The 15,003-nt window shown below is 32.7% G+C and carries 13 protein-coding genes and 1 pseudogene; 13 read left to right on the top strand and 1 reads right to left on the bottom strand.

Features of this window, described 5'->3' with window-relative positions; all coding sequences use genetic code 11:
* The 11 genes and pseudogenes from MR285_RS03780 to MR285_RS03730 form a co-directional block, all read left to right on the top strand.
* Positions 1-339, top strand: a pseudogene (locus MR285_RS03780) (hypothetical protein); the annotation flags it as partial.
* Positions 340-475: 136 nt separating this feature from the next.
* Complete coding sequence (locus MR285_RS03775) at positions 476-1,573, top strand: BMP family ABC transporter substrate-binding protein (RefSeq protein ID WP_293558177.1); 1,098 nt, start codon at positions 476-478, stop codon at positions 1,571-1,573.
* A gap of 124 nt (positions 1,574-1,697) precedes the next feature.
* A complete protein-coding gene (locus tag MR285_RS03770) occupies positions 1,698-3,230 on the top strand; it encodes an ABC transporter ATP-binding protein (RefSeq protein ID WP_293558175.1) in 1,533 nt (510 codons plus the stop codon).
* Entirely contained in the window at positions 3,217-4,344 is a 1,128-nt protein-coding gene (locus MR285_RS03765) for an ABC transporter permease (protein WP_293558173.1), read from the top strand. The genes MR285_RS03770 and MR285_RS03765 overlap by 14 nt, the downstream gene beginning before the upstream one ends.
* Positions 4,337-5,290, top strand: a complete 954-nt coding sequence (locus MR285_RS03760; protein ID WP_293558171.1) for an ABC transporter permease — start codon at positions 4,337-4,339, stop codon at positions 5,288-5,290. The genes MR285_RS03765 and MR285_RS03760 overlap by 8 nt, the downstream gene beginning before the upstream one ends.
* 295 nt (positions 5,291-5,585) lie before the next feature.
* The gene (rsxC, locus tag MR285_RS03755; protein WP_293558169.1) at positions 5,586-6,920 is read left to right on the top strand and encodes an electron transport complex subunit RsxC; all 1,335 of its coding nucleotides are present in this window, start codon (positions 5,586-5,588) and stop codon (positions 6,918-6,920) included.
* A gap of 11 nt (positions 6,921-6,931) precedes the next feature.
* Positions 6,932-7,936 (top strand): RnfABCDGE type electron transport complex subunit D, encoded by a 1,005-nt coding sequence (locus MR285_RS03750; protein WP_293558167.1) that lies wholly within the window; start codon positions 6,932-6,934, stop codon positions 7,934-7,936.
* On the top strand, positions 7,937-8,521 hold the full coding sequence (locus tag MR285_RS03745) for an FMN-binding protein (protein WP_293558165.1): 585 nt from the start codon (positions 7,937-7,939) through the stop codon (positions 8,519-8,521).
* A 10-nt stretch (positions 8,522-8,531) separates the two neighbouring features.
* Positions 8,532-9,128 (top strand): electron transport complex subunit RsxE, encoded by a 597-nt coding sequence (gene rsxE / locus MR285_RS03740; RefSeq protein WP_293558163.1) that lies wholly within the window; start codon positions 8,532-8,534, stop codon positions 9,126-9,128.
* Complete coding sequence (rsxA, locus tag MR285_RS03735) at positions 9,128-9,706, top strand: electron transport complex subunit RsxA (protein WP_293558161.1); 579 nt, start codon at positions 9,128-9,130, stop codon at positions 9,704-9,706. The genes rsxE and rsxA overlap by 1 nt, the downstream gene beginning before the upstream one ends.
* A 9-nt stretch (positions 9,707-9,715) precedes the next feature.
* The gene (locus MR285_RS03730) at positions 9,716-10,627 is read left to right on the top strand and encodes an RnfABCDGE type electron transport complex subunit B (protein ID WP_293558160.1); all 912 of its coding nucleotides are present in this window, start codon (positions 9,716-9,718) and stop codon (positions 10,625-10,627) included.
* A gap of 118 nt (positions 10,628-10,745) precedes the next feature.
* Here MR285_RS03730 and MR285_RS03725 read toward each other — a convergent pair whose 3' ends face one another.
* A complete protein-coding gene (locus tag MR285_RS03725) occupies positions 10,746-11,540 on the bottom strand; it encodes a nitroreductase family protein (RefSeq protein WP_293558158.1) in 795 nt (264 codons plus the stop codon).
* Positions 11,541-11,650: 110 nt separating this feature from the next.
* Between MR285_RS03725 and MR285_RS03720 the strand changes: the two genes are divergently transcribed.
* The gene (locus MR285_RS03720) at positions 11,651-13,507 is read left to right on the top strand and encodes an ATP-dependent helicase (RefSeq protein WP_293558156.1); all 1,857 of its coding nucleotides are present in this window, start codon (positions 11,651-11,653) and stop codon (positions 13,505-13,507) included.
* On the top strand, positions 13,494-14,831 hold the full coding sequence (gene mgtE, locus MR285_RS03715) for a magnesium transporter (RefSeq protein ID WP_293558154.1): 1,338 nt from the start codon (positions 13,494-13,496) through the stop codon (positions 14,829-14,831). Before MR285_RS03720 ends, mgtE begins: the two co-directional genes overlap by 14 nt.
* Positions 14,832-15,003 lie beyond the last annotated feature (172 nt).

Genomic DNA, 15,003 nt, shown 5'->3' with positions numbered 1-15,003 from the left:
CTGATTAACACAATTGCAACAGTGGTATTTTTAGTGCTAACACTTGGCGTAATTGTGCTAATTTGGATAGACAAGGGAAGTTTCCCAATTTATTTAGGGGCATTGTTTATTATGATTCCTGCTTTCTTTAGATTTATGGACAAGGGAACAAGTAACCTTGGGGTACTAATTGTATATCCAATTTTAGGATTTATTGCATCAATAGTAGCGAGATTTTTATCAGCAGATGAGGATGCAACTTTTGGAATAAAAGAATTGAAACAGTCAGTAGCATTTTTATTAATGTATTTTGTAATTTCGGTAGTATTATTTATGATTCCAAGAGTATTTATAGGTTAAAAATTTTAAAATTTAAAGCTCAACTAAGTTGGGCTTTTTTTAATGAAAACTTTTTTATTGCTATAACTTATATTAAAATTGAAATACTTTTAGTTATAATATATAATTTAATTAAATAACAATAGGAGGATTTTTTATGAAGAAAAAACTAAGTTTAGTCGCAGTGTTATTGTTAGCAATGACACTTGTTGCTTGTGGTGGCGGAAATAAAAAGGATGCAGAAAAAGATGCAAACGCTACTAACAAAAAAACTACAGAAGAAGCTAAGACTACTGATGTAAATGTTGGATTTGTAACTGACGAAGGTGGAGTTAACGACCAATCCTTTAACCAAGGTGTATGGGAAGGATTACAAAAAGCTCAAAAAGAACTTGGAGTCAAAGCTGAATACATTGAATCTAAGGACACTAAGGACTATACTCCAAATTTAGAAACTTTTGCTGACCAAGAAAAGAATTTAATTGTTGGTGCTGGTTTTAAAATGGGCGATGCAATAGCTGAAGCTGCTGCAATGTATCCTGAAACTAATTATGCAATAGTTGACGTAGACGTAACTGCTGGAAAAGATGGTGAAAAAGTTGAAGCTCCAAAGAACTTACTTGGAATTATGTTTAGGGCACAAGAACCATCTTTCTTAGTTGGCTATATTGCTGGTATGACTTCTGAAACTAACAAAGTTGGATTTGTTGGTGGACAAGAAGGTAATATTATTTGGGGATTTGAATATGGTTACAGAGCTGGCGTTGATTATGCAGCTAAGGAAAAGGGAACTAATATTGAAATTCTTAGCCAATATGTAGGTAATTTCACTGATGCTCAAAAGGGTAAATCAATTACTGCTACAATGTTCCAAAATGGAGCTGATGTAGTATTCCATGCAGCTGGTGGAGCTGGAGAAGGCGTTATTGAAGCTGCTAAAGAAGCTGGCAAATGGGCAATTGGTGTAGACAGAGACCAAAGCGATAGAGCTCCTGAAAATGTATTAACTTCTGCAATGAAAAATGGCGATGTTGCTATTTATCAAGTTGTAAAAGATATGCAAGAAGGCAAGTTCGAAGGTGGAAAAACTATTGAACTAGGTCTTGCTAATGACGGAGCCGTTGGCATTGCACCAACTTCTGACAAAAATGTTAAACCAGAAATCTTAAAGAAGGTTGATGAGATCACTAAAAAGATTATTTCTGGCGAAATTAAAGTTCCTTACAACAAAGAAACTTACGAACAATATAAATAATTTTATAGGTAAAGATTTAAAAAATCATCTCATTGATAAATGAGGTGATTTTTTGTTACAATTTATTTTTAAATTTTATAAATCTTTGGTATAATTTAGTAAACATAACAAAGGAGCGTTTGTCTTGGAAATTGATAATAAAGATTTAGTCGTTCGCATGAAGAATATCACAAAAAAATTTGGAGATTTCATTGCAAACGACGGTATCGATCTTGATATTAGAAGAGGTGAAATTCATTCTCTTCTTGGAGAAAATGGTGCTGGAAAAACTACTCTTATGAATATGCTTTACGGCTTGAGTTCTCCTACATCAGGTGAAATTTATATAAATAACGAGAAAAAAGAATTTAAGGATCCAAATGACGCAATAAAAGCAGGACTAGGAATGGTTCATCAGCATTTTATGTTAATCGAACCCTTTACTGTGGTTGAAAATATTGTACTTGGAATGGAACCTATGAATGGAATTAAGGTAGATATAAAAAAAGCTAGGGAAGATGTTATTGCTCTTTCTGAAAGGTATGGTTTTAAAATTGATCCCGATGCTAAAATTGAAGATATCACTGTTGGTACTCAACAAAAAGTTGAAATTTTAAAGGTGCTTTATAGAGGTGCTGATATTTTGATTTTTGACGAGCCAACAGCTGTTTTGACGCCTCAAGAAATAACTGAACTTATTGAAATTATTAAAAATCTTTCTAAAGAGGGCAAGTCAATTATAATTATCACTCACAAATTAAGGGAAATTAAACAAATGGCACATAGGTGTACTATAATTAGACGTGGCAAAAAAATAAAAACTGTAAATGTTTCTGATGTAAGTGAGTCTGAACTTGCGGACATGATGGTTGGTAGGACTGTTCATCTTGATGTTAATAAAAGTGATGTAAAGGCTGGAGAAACTATTTTAGAAATTAAAAAATTGTGTGCAAGGGATTTTAGAAATGTAAAAAAGCTAGATGACCTTGATTTAGATGTAAGAGCGGGAGAAATCCATGGCATAGCTGGTGTAGATGGCAATGGTCAATCTGAACTGATTGAAACTCTTACAGGACTTAAAGCAGCTGAAAGTGGTTCAATTCTTTTTAAGGGCGATGAAATTATAAATAAAAGTCCAAGGGAAATTATTGAAAAGGGCATTAATTCAATTCCTGAAGATAGACAACTTCGTGGTTTAGTCCTAAATTTTAGCGTTGCAGAAAATATTATTTTAAAAAATTATTATAAAGACAAATACTCTAAAAATGGAATTTTAAATTTTAAAAATATTGAGAAATATGCGACAAAGCTTGAAGATGATTACGACATTAGACCTAGAAATATTAAAAGACTTGCGGGAGAACTTTCTGGTGGAAATCAACAAAAGGTAATTTTAGCTAGGGAGATTTCTGATGACCCAGATTTGTTAATCTCGGCGCAACCTACTAGAGGTCTTGATGTTGGTGCTATTGAATATATTAGAAACTTTTTGATTAATCAAAGGAACAAGGGCAAGGCAGTGCTTCTAATATCCTTTGAACTTGACGAAATCATGGCGTTATCAGATAGAATTTCTGTAATATATAATGGCAAAATTTTAAAAACTTTTGATGCAAAGGATACTAATGAGAGTGAAGTAGGACTGTACATGGCAGGAGGTAAAAATGAAGAGAAATAGATTTTTATATACAGTGCTTGCCATTGTACTTGGAATTTTAATTGGTTCTATTATTCTTTTAATTAGTGGAACAAATCCAATTGAAGCTTACAAGGTTATTTTTCTTGGTGCTTTTGGCAAGCCAAAATATATTTCATGGACAATTGTAAAGGCGGTACCACTAGTCCTTACTGGTCTTTCCGTTGCCTTTGCCTTTAATACAGGTCTTTTTAACATTGGAGCTGAAGGACAATATATTGTTGGTTCAATTGGTGCTTTAGTAGTGGGACTTTTATTAGATTTGCCACCTGTTATTCATGGAATAGTTGCACTAATTGTCGGTGCACTTTGCGGTTATCTTTGGGGTGCAATTGTTGGAGTTTTAAAGGCAAAGTTTGAGGTAAATGAAGTTATATCTTCAATTATGATGAACTGGATTGGATTTTATTTAAGCAATTATCTTTTGAGTTTTCCAATTTTAAGAAATATTGAGTCAGATAACTCCTATCCAATAAGAAAATCTGCAAGTATAAAAATTCTTGGAGAATGGAAGATGAGCGAAGGTGGAAAGGCTTTTTTGGCACAAAATAAATTTTTAAGGGATATTTTAAATCCACCAGTAAATTTTGGAATAATAATCGCCATTGTGGCAGCCATAGTAATTTGGTATATCCTTAAAAAGACTACTTTAGGCTATGAACTTCGAGCAGTTGGTTTCAATCAAAAGGCAGCAGAATATGGCGGAATTAATATTAACAAATCTATTGTAAAGTCCATGGGAATTGCAGGATTTTTGGCGGGGCTTGCAGGAGCGATAACTGTACTTGGAGTTTCAGGAGACATTGGAATGATGGCGGCACAAGAAGGTTATGGATTTGATGGAATGGCTGTGGCACTTATTGCTGGAAACAATCCTATTGGAACAATTCCAGCGGCACTTCTCTACGCAGGGTTAACTTATGGTGGTGGAAAACTTACCACTATTGGCACTTATTCAGAAGTTGTAAAAATAATTGTTGGTATTATGATTTTATTTATAGCAATGCCAAAACTTTTAGATATGATTAAATTTTTCTTCCAAAAATGGTCAAAGAAAGAAGTAAATAATATAGATAAGGGAGGAGCAAATGAATAGTTCACTTTTAAGTTTAGCAAGTATTTTATCAATTACACTTTTATATTCAGCACCTCTTATCTATACAGCTCTTGGCGGAGTTTTATCAGAAAATGCTGGAGTTGTTAACATTGGACTTGAAGGGATGATGTCCATTGGAGCAGTAGTTGGTTCTATTGTTGGATATTATGTGGGAAATCCTTGGATTGCCTTTTTATGTGGTGGACTTGGAGGTATGCTCGTGGCACTTCTTCATGCCATTGCTACTATAAATTTTGCGGCTGACCATGTTGTAAGTGGTATTGCAATAAATTTAGTTGGACCGGGACTTTCTCTTTTCCTTTGCAGACTTTTCTTTGATGGGGCTGCAATGTCAAAATCTATTCCTTACGAAAATAAACTTCCAGTTTTATTTGGACATTTATTTAAAAATGGAAGTAGTGGCATTAGTAAATTTTTGGATATTGTTTTTTCACAATATGTATCAGTGTATATTGCCTTTGTAATAGTATTTATAGTTTACTTTTTGCTTTATAAGACAAGACTTGGACTTAGAATTAGAGCAGTAGGGGAATATCCAAGAGCGGCAGAAACTCTCGGCATAGATGCTTACAAAATAAAATATATTTGCGTTTTGGCATCAGGATTTTTGGCTGGACTTGGTGGAGCATCGATGTCACTTGCCGTTGTTTCAAATTATAGAGAAACGCTTATTTCTGGACAAGGATTTATCGCTCTTGCTGCAGTTATTTTTGGTGGATGGAAACCACAAGGTGCAATGCTAGCTTGTCTATTATTTGGTTTTGCACAAGGTCTTTCAGTTTTCCTTGGCTCAATTGGAATAAAAATTGACACAAATGTGCTTTCAATGATTCCTTATGCAATTACACTTATTGTGTTAATTGTATTTGTTAAGGGTTCTAGAGCACCATCTGCTGATGGCATTCCTTACGAGAGAAATAATTAAAAATTAAGTTAAAATTTTTATCTCACGATTAAAGTCGTGAGATTTTTTATTGAATAATAACTTTATGGATTTATAGAAAATATTATATTAATGAATTAGTGAGATAAAAGAAAATTTCATAAAAAAATTTAGGCAAATAAAAAATTTTAAATTAAAAAATGACTTCTTTACAGGATTATAAAAGATTTTCTACTTTCAAATTTTTAAGTAGAATCATATACTTTAAATAAATTTAGTGTTATAATTATAACAAAAGGTAAAAATTAGGCTTAGGCCGAATAAGGGGTGAAGTTTTATGAGTTCAAGAAATCTCACTTTTTCCGTAGGTGGAGTTCACATGGACGAACACAAAACTTTGACAGAAAAAATTGCAATTGAGAGGATGCCAAGTCCTAAAATTGCTTACATACCTATGTCACAACATATTGGAGCGCCTTGCTCACCAGTTGTTTCAAAGGGTGATTCTGTTAAGGTTGGTCAAAAGGTGGGCAGTTCTGATGCTTATATATCAGCGGACATACACTCATCTGTATCAGGGACAGTTAAAGAAATTAAAAAGATGTATACTGCTGATGGAAGGTATTGTGATTGTGTCGTTATAGAAAACGATGGCAAAGATGAAATGGTAGATGACCTTAAATCTTTTAAGGATTATAAGGATCATCCAATTGACGATTTAATTCCTTTCATAAAAGACAAGGGAATAGTCGGTATGGGTGGTGCTGGTTTTCCACTACACGCTAAGTTAAAGAGTGAAAATCCAGTGCTAGATGAATGTATAATAAATGGTGCAGAATGTGAGCCTTTTCTCACTTGTGACCATAGAATTATGCTAGAAAAAACGGAAGAAATATTAGAAGGATTAAACATCTTCTCATATTTTTACAATCAAAAAGTTTCTTACATGGCAATTGAAGAAAATAAACCAGATGCAATTGCAAAAATGGAAGAAGTTATTTCCCAAAATCCTAATTGGAGTCACTTAAAAGTTGTTGGATGTCAAACTAAATATCCACAAGGTGATTCAAAGAGGCTTTCTGAAGCTGTTGTTGGACGAATTGTCCCACAAAATGGTGTAACTAATGATGTTGGAGTTTTCCTTACAAATGTTGGTACAACTCTTGCATTTTATGAAGCAATGATTGAAGGAAGACCTTCTTACGAAAGGGTAATAACTGTCAGCGGTTCTGGTATTAAGGAACCAAAGAATATTTTGGTTAAAATAGGTACTCCAGTGGGAGATATTTTAGATTTCTGCGGAGGAGTTAAGGAAAACTTTAAAGAAATTATTTGCGGTGGTCCTATGACTGGCAAATCTGTGTTTAGCCTTGATGCGCCTATTACAAAGACTACTTCAGGTATTTTAGTTTTCACTGAAGAAGAAGTTACAGAAAGAATTGAATCTCCATGTATTAGATGTTCAAGATGCGTAGATCACTGTCCAGCAAATATTAATCCAACAGATATTAATCATGCAATTTTAAAGGGAGATGTTGATTTATGTATTAATTTACATGCTGATCAATGTATGGAATGTGGTATATGTTCCTTCGTTTGCCCAGCAAAAAGACATCTAAGTGCATCTGTTAAATTAGCTAAAAGAGAAATCAGAGCTAATCAAAAGAAATAGGAGGGATCAATTTGGAAAATAATAAAATAACTAAAGATCCGATTACAGTAAATGAAGCTCGCTTCGTTTCACTTGCTCCACACATTAGATCAAATGATACTGTTCAAAAAATTATGCTTGATGTAATCATAGCACTAGTTCCGGCAATGATTGCTGCAGTTTATTTTTTTGGAATGAGATCAATACTTCTTATTCTAACTTGTGTAGTAGCTTGTGTGGCAACTGAGTATATTACTCAAAGTGCACTTAAAAAGGCTGTACAAATTAAGGACTTATCTGCTGTTGTAACTGGAATTTTAATCGCACTTAATATGCCTCAATCTTTCCCATTATGGATGGCAGCTTTCGGATCAGTTTTTTCAATTTTAATTGTTAAAGAATGTTTTGGTGGTATTGGTTTTAATTTTATGAACCCTGCACTTGCTGCAAGGCTTGTACTTATGGCTTCATGGCCAAAACAAATAACGGATTATATTTCGCCAGAATTACTAAAACAAAGCATTACAACTTCAGCTGCAACTATGGACGGAGTTTCATATGCAACTCCATTACAAATCATCGCAAGTGGAGATTTATCAAAACTTCCAGCTATGAGCGATATGTTTATTGGTAATATTGGCGGTGTAATTGGAGAAACTTCAGCAATTGCACTTTTAATAGGTTTTGTATATTTAGTAGTTAGAAAAGTTATTTCTTGGGAAATCCCAGTAATATATGTTGCAACTACTGCAGTATGTCTTGGAATTCTTGGAATACCTATGAATGTAATTCCTTATGAATTACTTGCTGGTGGTTTGTTACTTGGTGCTATTTTTATGGCAACTGACTACACTACAAACCCAATTAATAGAAAGGGAAGAATTATATTTGCCCTTGGATGTGGTATTTTAACTGCAGTTATAAGAGTAAAGGCATCTCTTCCAGAAGGTGTATCTTATGCAATATGTCTAATGAACCTTGCAACACCTTTAATTGACAAACTTACAATAACAAGTGCATACGGGGAGGCGAAGTAAATGAAAGAACCAGTAAAATTTGGAATTATACTTTTAGTTTTCTGCGCCCTATCTGCAGGATTATTGGCAGTTGTAAATAGTTTTACTGCTCCAGTAATAGCAGAAACTGAATTAAAAAATACACTTGCATCTTATAAAGTTATTTTTGGAGATAACGCAGATGGCTTTGAAGAATTTGACAAAGCTAAATTAGATTCAATAAAAGAAAAATATCCAAATATCGAAAAAATCTTTGTTGCTAAAAAGGCAGACAAAGTTGTTGGATATGGTGTTAACGTAAAGTCAAATGGTTATGGCGGAGCTATGACAAATGCTCTAGGTTTCTTGCTTGATGGAGATAAAATCGCAGGATTTAGAAATATCTCCAATGGTGAAACTAGTGGATTTGGTTCTAGGATCACAACAGATGAATATTATCCATCTTACGAGGGGAAATCTGCAGCAGGTCCTTTGAAACTTTCTAAAGAACCAAAGGCTGATGATGAAGTTAAGTGGCTTACATCTGCAACAATTTCATCTAAAGGTGCTCTAGCAGGTTCTAACGACGCTATTAAAGTTTATAACGAAGTTTTAAAGAATGAATAAGGAGGATTAAATGAAATTATCTAAAGTTTTTTTAGACGGTGCTTTTAAAAACAATCCCGTATTCATGCAACTTATAGGGCTTTGTTCAACACTGGCTATTACAAATAATTTAACAAACTCAGTAGCAATGGGTGTTGCAGTTACTTTTGTACTTATAATGAGTAATGGAGTAGTATCTGCACTAAGAAATATAATACCTGATAAAATAAGAATTCCTTGTTTTATCGTAGTAATTGCTACTTTCGTAACATTAGTACAAATGATACTTCAAGCTTATTCACAACCAATATATGCAGCACTTGGTATTTTCTTACCATTAATCGTAGTTAACTGCTGTATTCTTGGAGAAGCTGAAGGTTTTGCTTATAAAAATGCTCTAGTTCCATCAATTGTCGACGGAATTGGAACAGGGGTAGGATATACTATTGCAGTAGTTGCAATGGGTCTTGTTCGTGAATTTTTCGGATATGGTACATTATTTAATGTGAATATTTTGCCAGAATCTTATCCAGGAATTGGAATTATGGGTGCACCAGCAGGTGCTTTCATTCTACTTGGATTTTTAATAGCAGGATTTAGATTATTACTTAATAGGAGGGCAGACTAATGTTAGAAAGTATTTTTACGATTTTAATTTCAACAATACTTGTAAATAATTATGTTTTTGCTCAATTCTTAGGAATTTGTCCCTTCTTAGGAGTATCTTCAAAGACAGAAACTGCTCTTGGAATGGGAGTTGCCGTTACCTTTGTAGTTGTACTTGCATCTGCAATAACATGGCTAATTCAAATTTTTGTATTAGATAAATTTGGACTTGAGTATTTACAAACAATTGCATTTATTCTTGTAATTGCATCACTTGTACAATTTGTAGAAATGTTTATTAAGAAGTCATCACCTTCACTTTATCAAGCAATGGGTGTATATCTTCCACTTATTACTACAAACTGTGTCGTTCTTGGTGTAACAGTTTTAAATGTTCAAAATGGATATAACTTAATAGAAACAATATTTAGCGGATTTGGAGCTTCAGTAGGTTTTACACTTGCTCTTGTACTTATAGCAGCACTAAGAGAAAAGTTAATGCTTGCTAATGTACCTAAGGCACTTCAAGGAGTTCCAATTGCACTTATAAGTGCAGGCTTAATGGCAATTGCATTTTCAGGTTTCGGCGGATTGGTATAGGAGGTAATTATGGAAATTAGTGCAGTACTTACCCCAGTGTTGTTTTTGGGAATTGCAGGAGCCTTTTTTGGAGTAATTCTTTCAATAGCATCAAAGGTTTTTTATGTAAAAGTAGATCCAAGGGTCGCTGAAGTCAGAGATTGCTTACCAGGAGCAAACTGTGGAGCTTGTGGTTTTCCAGGATGTGACGGACTTGCAGAAGCTATTGCAAAGGGTAAGGCACCAGTAAATGGTTGTGTAATCGGTGGAGCAGAAACGGCTGAAAAGGTCAGTCAAGTAATGGGTGTTAATGCAGGAAATGTAGAAAGAAATATTGCATGTGTCCTTTGTCAAGGAGATTGCAATAAGGCAAAGAATAAATATGATTACAATGATTTAGTTGATTGTAGATTAATTTCAGACTATCAACAAGGTGCAAAAGCTTGTAACTTTGGTTGTTGTGGTGGAGGCACTTGTGTAAGTGTTTGTGAATTTGACGCAATTCACATGGTAAATGGCGTTGCAGTAGTTGACAAGGAAAAATGTGTTGCCTGCATGAAATGTATTAACATTTGTCCTAAAAAAATCATTGCACTTAGACCTTACAAATCAAAGACAGTTGTTGAATGTAAATCACTTGATTCAGGAAAAGTTGTTAGAACTAATTGTTCAACAGGTTGTATTGGATGTGGCATTTGTGAAAAGAATTGTCCAAAGGATGCAATTCACGTAGAAAACAACTTGGCATCAATTGATTATGACAAGTGTATAAACTGTGGAATTTGTGTTTCAAAATGTCCAACAGGAGCAATTTATTGTGAATATCCTGAAAGAGTGGAAAAAATGAAACAAAAGGAAAAAGAAAAGAAGGAAAAAGAAAGACAAGCAAAACTTGAAGAAGCAAAGCTAAAGAAAGCAGAAGCAGATAAAGTTAATGCTTGATCTAAAATAATTTGATATCTTAAAACAAAAGAACTGTCGTTGTTGACAGTTCTTTTGTTTTAAAAATTATTATAAAAAGGCATATAAATGATACCATTTTATGCCCTAAATAAGTTTATTATATTGTATAGGAACCGATGTAATAATAATTACCTGCGTCCTTTAAATCGATTGTCCACTTTTTGTTTATGCCAATTGTCTTTAGCATTTCTTCCATATAGAACAAAATTACGCCCATGTCGATTAGCGATCTATTGTCTTCCTCAGATTTTACCATGTAGGCTTCTACTTTTGTGCCCTTTAATACAAATCTCCATGGTTGAAAATTTTTGTGGCTTGGTGCATATCTTACTGATGAAAATACATCAAATACGCCATAGTTTTCTAATGTTTCAATGGAAATTGGTTGTCCAATCTTTTCAGAAAAAACTATTTCTTCTACATTAAGTCTTGAACTTGTTACTTCTGGGTCGAATAATTTTTTCTTTTGTCCATAGCCAATTGCTATTAAGTAATCTATTCCAGTTCCATTTTCTCCAAAGATAGATTTTTTTGTATCGACGTCAACATTATCAACTGTTATCCAACAAGTATCAATGTCCAAGTTGACAATTTTTGTATTTAATTTTTCAAGACAGTAGCCGCCCTTTAATAAGTTAAGTGGTTTTTTAGCATCAATATCTAGTGCGATGTAATGTGGAGCTTCTATCATGACTCCTGCATATCCTGCCTTGCCTTTTAGTCCTTCTGCCACAATTTTTCCGTTCTCATAAAGAGAAAAACTTATGCCGCTTTCTTCAGTCTTCATTTCGTTCATAAGTAATTTTATATTTTCCAAGGCGTCTCTTGGAACTGTGTCATTTTTAAAATTTCTGACAGACTTTCTCTTTTGCAAGAAATTTGTCATTAACATAGTAATACCCCCTAAACCTGTTTATATATAAATTATATCACAATGGCATAGTTAAAAAAATAGATTTAAAATATTTAAGAAATAGTTTACACTAGAATAGGAGGGATAATGTGAAATTAACATCTAGTCAATTAATAGCTGTGGAACATTTTAAGGGACCGGCAATAGTCCTTGCTGTTCCTGGAGCGGGAAAGACAACTATGATTTTACATAGAATTAAAAGATTAATAGATAGAGGTGTGGATCCAAAGAATATTCTAACGATAACTTTTTCCAAGGCACAAGCTATTGATATAAAGATGCGCTATAATATAATGTTTGGCGGAGAAAATGTTTTGTTTTCTACTATTCACGCTTTTTGTTATTCCATTGTTCGAGATTATTCAAGAAAATCTGGAAAGTCTCTTAGTTTAATTGATTCTAATTTGAAGAAAAAGTATGAAATTTTAAGAGATATTTATAGAGATGTTAATAAAACTTATCCCACTGAAGAGCGAATTGAAACTGCAATTTCTGAAGTTGGCTATTGCAAAAATATGATGCTTTCGCCAAATTCTTTTGCAAAGTTAAAGAGATGCGACACAGATAATTTTGTAAAGTTTTATGAAACTTATGAAAAATATAAAAAAGATAAGAATTTAATAGATTTTGACGATATGATTAATCTTTCTTATGAAATTTTAAAAAGTGATGCATCAATTAGAAAGAAATATAGAGATAGATTTAAATTTATTCAACTTGACGAAGGTCAGGATACAAGTAGAAGTCAATTTCAAGTTTTAAAATTACTGGCAAAACCTGACAATAATTTATTTGTAGTTGCAGACGATGATCAATCCATTTACGGTTTTAGAGGTGCAAATACTGAAGAACTTTTTAATCTTCAAAAAGAATATAACGACATTGCGACTTTTTATATGGAGGAAAATTTTCGTTCAACAAAAAATATTGTAAATATTGCAAATATTTTTATTGCACAAAATGAAAAAAGATTTGATAAAACTGTTTTTACTTCAAACCCCTTTGCCAAGCCTGTTAATATTATTAAGGTAAAGGAGCCTAAGGATCAATATGAGTTTATTGAAAAGGAACTTCAAAAGGGTGTAGGAGATATTGCAGTTTTATACAGAAATAATCTTTCTAGCATTGGTCTTGTAGAGTATTTTGAGAGAAGGGATTATGATTTTAATATAAAGGACAAAAAGACAAAGTTCTTCTCACATTTTATTACTAAGGATATTTTAGACATTTTAAATTTTTCTAGAGATTTATCAGACATTGATTTATATGAAAAATTTTACTTTAAATTAGATGGTTACATTTCTAAGAAACATATTGAATATTTAAAGAAAAACAGAGGTAAAAATATTTTCAATATTTTAAAAGACTATCCGGGACTGCCAAGTTTTTATCACAAAAATATAAATAAATTATTAGTTGGATTTAGAAAAATTGCGAGAAGTGATGTTTACGAGGCGATAAATTATATTGATAGGGAAATGGGTTATGGCAATTATTTAAAGGAAAATTCCAAGCGATTTATGGAGACAGAGGCAAGTTTAAACGAGTACCTTTACTATTTAAAGTTAATAGCTAAAAGTACAAAGACGCTGGATCTTTTTATTGGTAGACTAAAGGAGTTAGAATACGATCTTTTAAAATCGAGAAATGACAATGCAAAATTAACTTTTTCTACTATTCATTCTGCCAAAGGTCTTGAATTTTCTCGAGTTTTTGTTGTAGACTTATATGAGGGTACATTGCCATCTACTGCGAGTATTGACACAATAGGAGAAGATGAAGAGCTCTTTTGTGAAGAAAGGAGACTATTTTATGTAGCTATGACTAGGGCAAAGAAGGAACTATACTTAATGTACTCGCATTACACAAATGGAAGAAAAAATGAAATTTCTTCTTTTGTAACAGACTTAGAAACTTTAGCAGGTGAAAAAAATGGATTTATTTGAAGAGATAAAAAAGATAATTTATATAAAAGATGAAAAACGCATAAATAGTCTCTTTGACGAGTATCACCCTGTTGATATTGCTTTAGAGGCAAGTGAATTAGAAGACAATGAACTAAAAATTTTTGTGCATTTAATTAATCATGAGAACATGGCTAGTCTTCTTGAGTCATCAGAAGAAGATTTTAGTGCAAAGATTATGGCTTTTTTTACAGATGATGAGTTAATAGATATTTTTACACATATGGAAACTTCAATAGTCGCCGACCTTTTGGGAGTGCTTTCAACTGTTAGGAGAAAGAAAATTTTATCGTCAATAAAGAGTGCAGATAAAGTTACATTAAAGATGATTTTATCCTTTGATGAAGAATCTGCAGGTGGTATTATGACCACAAATTTTATTGCACTGCGTGAAAATTTAACTGCGGTAGAGGCTGTAAAGAAAATTATTTCAATTTCGCCAAAGACAGAAATTATTGACAAAATTTTTGTTACAGATAATTATCACAGACTAAAGGGAATTGTTACTATGCGAGATCTTTTAGTCTCCCATTCAGATACTTTATTAAGAGATTTATTGGAAGAAGTTGACTTCTATGTATATGGTACAGATGATCAAGAGGTTGCAGCAAATTTATTTAGCAAGTACGAGCTTGACATCCTTCCAGTAGTAAATAGTAATATGGCAATACTTGGCGTTATAACATCTGAAGATATTATAGCCATTATTGACCAAGAGCATAACGAAGATATGTTACAGATGCACGGTGTTAATGCAGATGAAGAATATGATTCCACTCTTTTTGAATCCTTTAAGTCGAGAATTCCATGGCTTATTGTCAATTTAATTACTGCTTTTTTGGCATCATCTGTCGTAAAAGGATTTGAATCAACAATTTCACAAGTTGTAGTATTATCAGCAGCTATGCCAATAGTAACTGGTATGGGTGGAAATGCTGGCTCTCAAACTCTATCAATTATAATTACATCTCTTGCAAGGGGAGAATTGTCACTAAAAGAAGATTATAAATTAATATTTAAAGAAATATTTTTGGGGCTCTTTGAAGGTGCTATTATAGGAATTTTGGCAGCTGCAGTGTTTGTATTTTGGCATCACAATATTTATTTAGGATTTATTTTATTTTTCGCCATGATTTTAAATATGATAATTGCTTGTTCTATGGGATTTTTAATTCCACTAATTTTAGACAAAATAAAAATTGATCCAGCAATTGCATCATCTATTTTTCTTACAACCTTTACAGATACCTGTGGATTTTTTATTTTCTTAGGTCTCGCAACAATATTCTTGCCACTTTTAATATAAAAAATAAAGGCCACTTTTTACAAAGAATTTTTCTAAGTAAATGTGGTCTTTTTAATTTAAAGTATTATTTTCTTAAAAAATATAATTTAGCTTAAAAACATAAAGAGTAGCAATGTTTTTGCTTTAGCAGGTATTATAAAGATATTATTCAATTTGCGCCTTGCAAAACTTT

Origin of the sequence: Peptoniphilus sp. (assembly GCF_022767005.1) — a bacterium.
GTDB lineage: Bacteria > Bacillota > Clostridia > Tissierellales > Peptoniphilaceae > Peptoniphilus_A.
Note: the sequence above shows the minus strand (reverse complement) of the source record. Positions and strands in the feature narration are given on the sequence as shown.

What these genes read in the sequence shown, in the direction of transcription:
- MR285_RS03775 (WP_293558177.1), top strand. Translation starts at nt 476, where the DNA reads ATGAAGAAAAAACTAAGTTTAGTCGCAGTGTTATTGTTAGCAATGACA.
- MR285_RS03765 (WP_293558173.1), top strand. Translation starts at nt 3,217, where the DNA reads ATGAAGAGAAATAGATTTTTATATACAGTGCTTGCCATTGTACTTGGA.
- MR285_RS03760 (WP_293558171.1), top strand. Translation starts at nt 4,337, where the DNA reads ATGAATAGTTCACTTTTAAGTTTAGCAAGTATTTTATCAATTACACTT.
- rsxC (WP_293558169.1), top strand. Translation starts at nt 5,586, where the DNA reads ATGAGTTCAAGAAATCTCACTTTTTCCGTAGGTGGAGTTCACATGGAC.
- MR285_RS03745 (WP_293558165.1), top strand. Translation starts at nt 7,937, where the DNA reads ATGAAAGAACCAGTAAAATTTGGAATTATACTTTTAGTTTTCTGCGCC.
- rsxE (WP_293558163.1), top strand. Translation starts at nt 8,532, where the DNA reads ATGAAATTATCTAAAGTTTTTTTAGACGGTGCTTTTAAAAACAATCCC.
- rsxA (WP_293558161.1), top strand. Translation starts at nt 9,128, where the DNA reads ATGTTAGAAAGTATTTTTACGATTTTAATTTCAACAATACTTGTAAAT.
- MR285_RS03730 (WP_293558160.1), top strand. Translation starts at nt 9,716, where the DNA reads ATGGAAATTAGTGCAGTACTTACCCCAGTGTTGTTTTTGGGAATTGCA.
- MR285_RS03725 (WP_293558158.1), bottom strand. Translation starts at nt 11,540, where the DNA reads ATGTTAATGACAAATTTCTTGCAAAAGAGAAAGTCTGTCAGAAATTTT.
- mgtE (WP_293558154.1), top strand. Translation starts at nt 13,494, where the DNA reads ATGGATTTATTTGAAGAGATAAAAAAGATAATTTATATAAAAGATGAA.